Source organism: Tissierellales bacterium, assembly GCA_035301805.1.
In the GTDB taxonomy this organism is placed as follows: domain Bacteria; phylum Bacillota; class Clostridia; order Tissierellales; family DATGTQ01; genus DATGTQ01.
In genome coordinates this window covers 1-6,176 of record DATGTQ010000178.1, presented here as the reverse complement: position 1 = coordinate 6,176, position 6,176 = coordinate 1, and the positions used below count along the sequence as shown (strand labels likewise).

Annotated in this window: 8 protein-coding genes; all 8 read right to left on the bottom strand. The window is 28.9% G+C overall.

Annotated elements, in window-relative coordinates; genetic code table 11:
• Positions 1–267 precede the first annotated feature (267 nt).
• Positions 268–444 (bottom strand): hypothetical protein, encoded by a 177-nt coding sequence (locus VK071_08995; GenBank protein HLR35438.1) that lies wholly within the window; start codon positions 442–444, stop codon positions 268–270.
• Positions 445–565: 121 nt separating this feature from the next.
• A complete protein-coding gene (locus tag VK071_08990; protein ID HLR35437.1) occupies positions 566–757 on the bottom strand; it encodes a hypothetical protein in 192 nt (63 codons plus the stop codon).
• Positions 757–894, bottom strand: coding sequence for a hypothetical protein (locus VK071_08985; protein ID HLR35436.1), 138 nt, complete (start codon positions 892–894; stop codon positions 757–759). Before VK071_08985 ends, VK071_08990 begins: the two co-directional genes overlap by 1 nt.
• A gap of 13 nt (positions 895–907) precedes the next feature.
• Positions 908–1,141: a hypothetical protein gene (locus tag VK071_08980; protein ID HLR35435.1), complete on the bottom strand. Its 234-nt coding sequence runs from the start codon at positions 1,139–1,141 to the stop codon at positions 908–910.
• 205 nt (positions 1,142–1,346) lie between these two features.
• The gene (locus tag VK071_08975; GenBank protein ID HLR35434.1) at positions 1,347–3,554 is read right to left on the bottom strand and encodes a hypothetical protein; all 2,208 of its coding nucleotides are present in this window, start codon (positions 3,552–3,554) and stop codon (positions 1,347–1,349) included.
• A gap of 537 nt (positions 3,555–4,091) precedes the next feature.
• On the bottom strand, positions 4,092–4,934 hold the full coding sequence (locus VK071_08970; protein HLR35433.1) for a hypothetical protein: 843 nt from the start codon (positions 4,932–4,934) through the stop codon (positions 4,092–4,094).
• Positions 4,935–4,959: 25 nt separating this feature from the next.
• Positions 4,960–5,901, bottom strand: a complete 942-nt coding sequence (locus tag VK071_08965; protein HLR35432.1) for an aminopeptidase — start codon at positions 5,899–5,901, stop codon at positions 4,960–4,962.
• 11 nt (positions 5,902–5,912) lie between these two features.
• The coding region (locus tag VK071_08960) for an AroM family protein (GenBank protein ID HLR35431.1) at positions 5,913–6,176 on the bottom strand (264 nt) is incomplete at its 5' end.

Genomic DNA, 6,176 nt, shown 5'->3' with positions numbered 1-6,176 from the left:
TTGCCCATTCATATTTCTGTTCTAGTATAATTGCAAGCGCTGCTGCCCCTATGAGTATGGTCCATAAGGCCCAGACATTATCTGCGCTAATTAATGTATCCATATAAAATCCTCCTTTTATTTATCATCATGAAAACAGTTTTCATAATGTTGATTTTATTATAACATAAATTAATACCATTATCGAATTGAATAAGTATTAATTATAATTCATAAAATTTACTCTATAACTAACATTCTGGAAATAAAAAAAGGAAGACAAAGTTCTTACACTCTACCTTCCTTAAGATCTTGATAACAATTATAACATAACTGTCCTACACCTATTATATATCCATACCGTTCTTCTACAGGTTGTTTTCGAGATATACCAGTATTGATTTTACAAATTGAACATATCTCCTCATCATTACACTTACTCTTATATTTTTCTTTTATAATCATTATAATCACTCCACATCTTTAGTTTCTATAATGATTATATACATTTACTTTCTAATTTATTCCAAAACCTAGCCGTTATATTCCTTATTTCTTCAACAACTAATATATGCTATCATTAAATCTAACAATCTCCTACTAATTTTACAAATCTAACTTTATTAATTAACTCTTCTTTAACCTTACCTTCCCTATCCTTAGTTACCAGCATTAGATCTTGGTCTAGACTGTCTCTTACAGGTATTCCCATCTTGCCTTCTGGAGCTAATTGGTCTACTAGCTTGTCAGGTAGTTTTAAGGCTCCTGCCGTTATCATTATCCGATCATAAGGAGCACATTCCCCAAGCCTAAACTATCATCTCCTAGTCTAAAGTTTATATTTGAATAACTAGCTTCCTCTAATCTTTTCTTTGACCTATTATGAAGTTCTTCTATTACCTCGACTATATACACTTCTTTAAAGGATTTAGCTAAAAGTGCTGTTTGATAGCCAGAACCTTGTCCCTATCTCAAGTACTCTACTAGATTCATCTGGCTCTAATAAGAGGATCATATCTAGTACTAAACTAGATCGTGATATAATCTGTCCATGACCTATAGGGAAAGGTCTATCACTAGATGCATCTTCCTTATATTCGTCCATGAAATAACTTCTGTCTAGTTCTTTATAGCTGTTAATTATAATGCCTTTAATATTCATATAATCAACTCCATAATATAAATATTAGGTTATTTATAAGTATGCCTTAATAATGGAGGAGTTAAACCAATTAAAGATTTGTTCAATTAAATTATAATAGTACTAAATTACTATTTCTAAAATTATATCCTTTTGAAATTTTACAGATATCCGAAGTTTAAAAGGATTATTAATCACAAAAGCTTATTTAGAGCTAATTAACTAATTAATACGCTACCACTAATTCCTCCATTACCGCATTTATTTCCTTATATAAATTCTTTAACTCTTCTATAGACATATCCACTATAGGTTCATACATAAATGAATTGATATGTATATTCTCTGATGTAATAATCAAAGCCTTTTCAATCAATTTATCTATAATATTATCCTCTGGTGTATCTTTTAATTCAATCATCTCTTTTAGTCTTCTAGTCTGATATCCTTTTATTTTTTTGATTACTTCATCATCATTAATTCTATTAATCATATATATTTCCGTTTTTAATCTAATCACGATTGACAACACAATCTTGTATTCTATACCTTCTTCCTTTATATCTTTTCTTATAATTTTATTTGCTTCATCAAGTAATAACTCATAAACACTTTGTTTTCGATCCCTTTCAAATCTAGAATCTTCCCTTCCCCAAATAGAACAACACCAATCAATTAAATCTCCAACTAATATCTCCTCTGTTGATTTAATACCATCTATACTAAACTTTTTATAATGTAGCAAACTTGTTAAATTCTGATATATTTCTGAGTCATTACCTTCTATGTATTCAGTTAAATTTCTTACAAAAGCAATTGATGATAACAAAATCGTATCATCTTTATATACTTGGTCCCCCCAAGTTCTAAATACATTTTCAAAATACTCCCCTTTTATAAGTGTTATTTCTTCATCTGTTCTGACCACAAAATTAGAACATCCTTTAATACTTAACCTCCCTGCTACAGTCCTATAAAAATCAAAATTATGTGTAAGCATAATAGGAAAAAAGGATTCTATATTAACAATTTCTTTCAAGTATTCTATAATTGCATATTTATTTCTATAATCGAAAGAATCAGCAATATCATCAATAACTAATAAAGTTTTATTAGAGATTTTCTTTCTGGCCTCAATTTCAAAAATTACATTTAAAAGATATAAAGCTTTCTTTTCACCATTACTAAGACACTGTAACAAATCTTCCTTATTAACATCTGTTACTTCTCCTCTATCTTTATATTTAAAAGTAATTGAAGGTAATTCACTCTTCAATACAACATCTTCTTTATTAGTAATTTGCATTTCAAAAGGCATATTACTAAATCTATGATTAAATTGTTGGACAACTCCATGCCATTTTGATTCCTGTTGTTGCGCCTTTTCTATCACCTTTTTAATCTCAATTTTATTGTTTTTAAAATTTAATATTGTTTCTTTAAAAATATCTTGATTTTCAAATAAGTATGATAACCATAATTTCCGCTTAAATTCATCAAATTTTAACAATTGGGGTATCAATTCTTCATTATTGGTTATAAAATCTCTTAAATTCCTAGCTCCTGCTCTCCCTGATAATAATTTATCTATTTCATTAAATTCTTTAGTCATTTCATTATCTATAATACGTTTCTTTTCTTCTTCAATCATTTTTTTAAATTCTTTTTCTCCTATAGGCTTACTAGATTCACTTAACAAAATTTGATGATTTGCTTTAAAAAATCCATCCTTTCTTAAATTCTTAAGTACATTCTCTGCACTTGTATGATTAAATGCAACTTTAAACACTTCTGATTCATTTAATAATTTCTCATATTGCTCTATATAATCTTCCAATGATCTTCTTAAATCTTTGTCTCCTAAAATTTTCTCCGAATCTGAAGTAACTATATTTCCATATTTAATACTAGTAAAATCTTCAATATTCTGATCTTTATATTCATCATATAACCTTTCTAATTCATAATGTATATCTTTAATTTCAACATTAAAATCTTTAGCTAGTAAGTCTATAGCTTTTCTTTTCCCAGATAATTTATTTAAATTTTTGACTAAACTATTCGTTTTATTATCAATTTCTTTATGTAATTGATCAAATTTCTTTTTCAATTTATCATCAGCAAGTAATGCTACTACATTTTCAGATCTATAACTTTCAAAATAAGAGTGTATAACCAATATATCTGCTTTATCAATATCCTTTCCCTTCTGTCCACCATATTTTACAACACGTCTTGTTTTTCTCTCAGGATACAAAAAATCCTTAGTTTCTTGTTCTAATACAATATCATTTATAGTATTAGAAAATGATGTTTTCATAACTCCATTAGGTGCATAAATTAAATGTGCCTTTCGTCTTTCATCAAATTTAAAACTTTCTTTAAACTTTGGTATCCCATAACAATTTTCTAAATCAAAATAAATACTTTCCATAATTCACACTCCTTATATAATTTAATATTTTTGCCATATGATTATTTCTTCTTTTACTATATTAATTAAAATTTATTCTTTCCTTCTTTAACCTCATTCGACATAAATCTTTATAATCCTTCTTTTTCACTAATTGATTATAAGAGGATACTATAAGTATAAGTTAAATTATCCTCAACAAGACTTATCTAAGGAAGGAGTATGAAAATGTAAGAATGATTGGAAGATAGTTTATGAGAACTCTACCTAAGTGGAATTTATGTTATAAAAATATACAAAAAGAGAAGGGATATTATATCCTAAAAAATATTATAAAATGATAAACTTAAAAAGATTAGTTAAATATAAGGTTAATTATGTTGAATAACAAATAAATATAGTACTTGTTATATAACTTCAAGTTTAATCTCCACTATAATAATTTTAATACCAGTATAAGCTGTCTGACTTCGGATTAGACAGCTAAATTAACAATAAAAAAGAAGATGAGACCCTCACCTTATCTCCTTTTTATACCACTATTAATTATTACTATGCCTATTCCTCAATTAACCCAGACTTATATCCGCATCCAATATGTCTAAGACAATTTCCACATATTGCTTCACATTCTACTAATGAATCTTCTTCTCCACTTACTTCTTGTTCTTCTAACTTTATTTTCTTTAATACCTTAAAAATCTTCTCAAGCTCTTTATCCTCAGAAGCCTCTATTTCCAAGGTAATACTTCCCTGAGCTTTATCTAAGCCACCTGCTCCGATTGGAAAACATTCTACATCAACTAGTTGTTGGATAGCTTCTACTTCTGTAAAAACTTCTCCTTTTAATGGCATTAGTCCTACAGACATACCCCAGGAAACTGATTTTCCAGTTCTACCAGATTTCCTTATTATATTATCTAAATCTCCAGGAATCATTTTCTCAATTCCAGTAGGAATAATAATTTTAGCTCCTTCTGTGTACCAAGAACTTAAAGATTTACCTATATTTCCTCCACCTGGACTTCCTGCCATTATAGCAGCATTCCCCTTATGATCAATAGCATTTGCACCACATATTATTAGATCATCTTTAGAAAATTCTTGGACTCTATCAACTATATCATTATCTACAACTGACCAATCTCCCTGATTATAAATAATAGAATGAGCTTCTTTTCCTGTCCTCTTGCTGGCTACTGTTCCCCTCTCTGTAATTCTTCCACTTATTCTAAGAGGAATACCTAGAAATTCTTCTGTAATCTTGGAAACAGTTGTACCACCCTTAAATAATATTTTTCCATTTTCTTTAGCCTTTTTAAACGACCTATGTCTTAATAAGCTTAATGCTATAATCTTTTTTCCTTCTTCTACTGTTAAAGTTACTTGTAACTTTTTCATATCATTCCCTCTCATATACTAACTCCTAAATTACAACAGTTCCTTCATCTAATACTAGCTTTTCATCTAAATATAAAGTGGGTTTTATTATTACTCCATCTAGATGACAATCTGCTTTATTTATTCCTCCAAAGGAAGTATTTGTACCAAATGCTATATGAACAGTTCCATATATCTTTTCATCCTCAAGAATAATGCCAGTAAGTCTAGCTGAAGGATTTGTTCCAATACCAAATTCTCCTACAATTCCATTTCTATCATTATCAAAAAGTACCTTTAATTTATTAGGATCATCACCTTTAAGGTCTATTAACTTTCCATTTTCAATTTTCACATATAATGGACTTCCAAGTTTTCCAATCCCTACCATACTACCATCTATTAGCATTTCTCCATTTGTAGAATCTTCTAATGGTGCAATATATGCCTCACCTGAAGGTAAGTTTCCTGCTTCTCCTGAATTTCTATATATACCAGGACTAGGTATTCCTTCTCTTCCTTTTAAGCTCATTTCAAGTACATAATCATCTTTAACTATTTTCGCTTTTTTAGCCTTTGTTAAAAGATCTGTAAACTTTAAAGTGAGTTTTTCAACTTGATTATAATCTGCAGTAATAGCACCTTCTTCAAACATATCTTCCGTTATACCTGGCATACTTGCTAATCTTGCTCCTGCATTAATAGCATTAATTTTAGCATTTGTATGTGTTAATGATGTAGATGTAGGACATATTATAGCATCAAATTTCTTCATAGCTTCAGCTACTTCTTCCGGTGGTTCTTCTCCACTAACTTTCCTTGGTTTCATTATCATTAATATTGCTTCTCTCGCCATTTTTTTAGCTTCCTCATAAAGGGATTCTCCTATTGCTTTTTTCTTATCATCAGTTAGAATCAATACTGACTCATTCGGTTTAACCCCCATACAATCTTCTAATACAATTCTATATCCGGATTTTTTACCCATAATACACCTCATTAATTATTTAATATTTCTCCTATTATCCTAGCTACAATAGTTTTAGATAATATAACCATTTTTTCTGTTTCTTCTGTTACCCTCTTTTTCATAGAAGCTGTATATCCCATACAATCCATTACTATTATACTAGAATCACTATCTTTTAAAATATCGATTGCTCCAGCCAATTCATCTTCTTTAGAATAAGGTGAGGCTGTTACTACCTCTACATTAGATACTACTTCTTCCCATTTTTCTTTACTTTGTTTTAATTGATCTTT

Bases quoted from the DNA above. Each gene is read 5' to 3' on its own strand.
- VK071_08995 (HLR35438.1), bottom strand. From the start codon at position 444: ATGATTATAAAAGAAAAATATAAGAGTAAGTGTAATGATGAGGAGATA.
- VK071_08990 (HLR35437.1), bottom strand. From the start codon at position 757: ATGATAACGGCAGGAGCCTTAAAACTACCTGACAAGCTAGTAGACCAA.
- VK071_08980 (HLR35435.1), bottom strand. From the start codon at position 1,141: ATGAATATTAAAGGCATTATAATTAACAGCTATAAAGAACTAGACAGA.
- VK071_08975 (HLR35434.1), bottom strand. From the start codon at position 3,554: ATGGAAAGTATTTATTTTGATTTAGAAAATTGTTATGGGATACCAAAG.
- VK071_08970 (HLR35433.1), bottom strand. From the start codon at position 4,934: ATGAAAAAGTTACAAGTAACTTTAACAGTAGAAGAAGGAAAAAAGATT.
- VK071_08965 (HLR35432.1), bottom strand. From the start codon at position 5,901: ATGGGTAAAAAATCCGGATATAGAATTGTATTAGAAGATTGTATGGGG.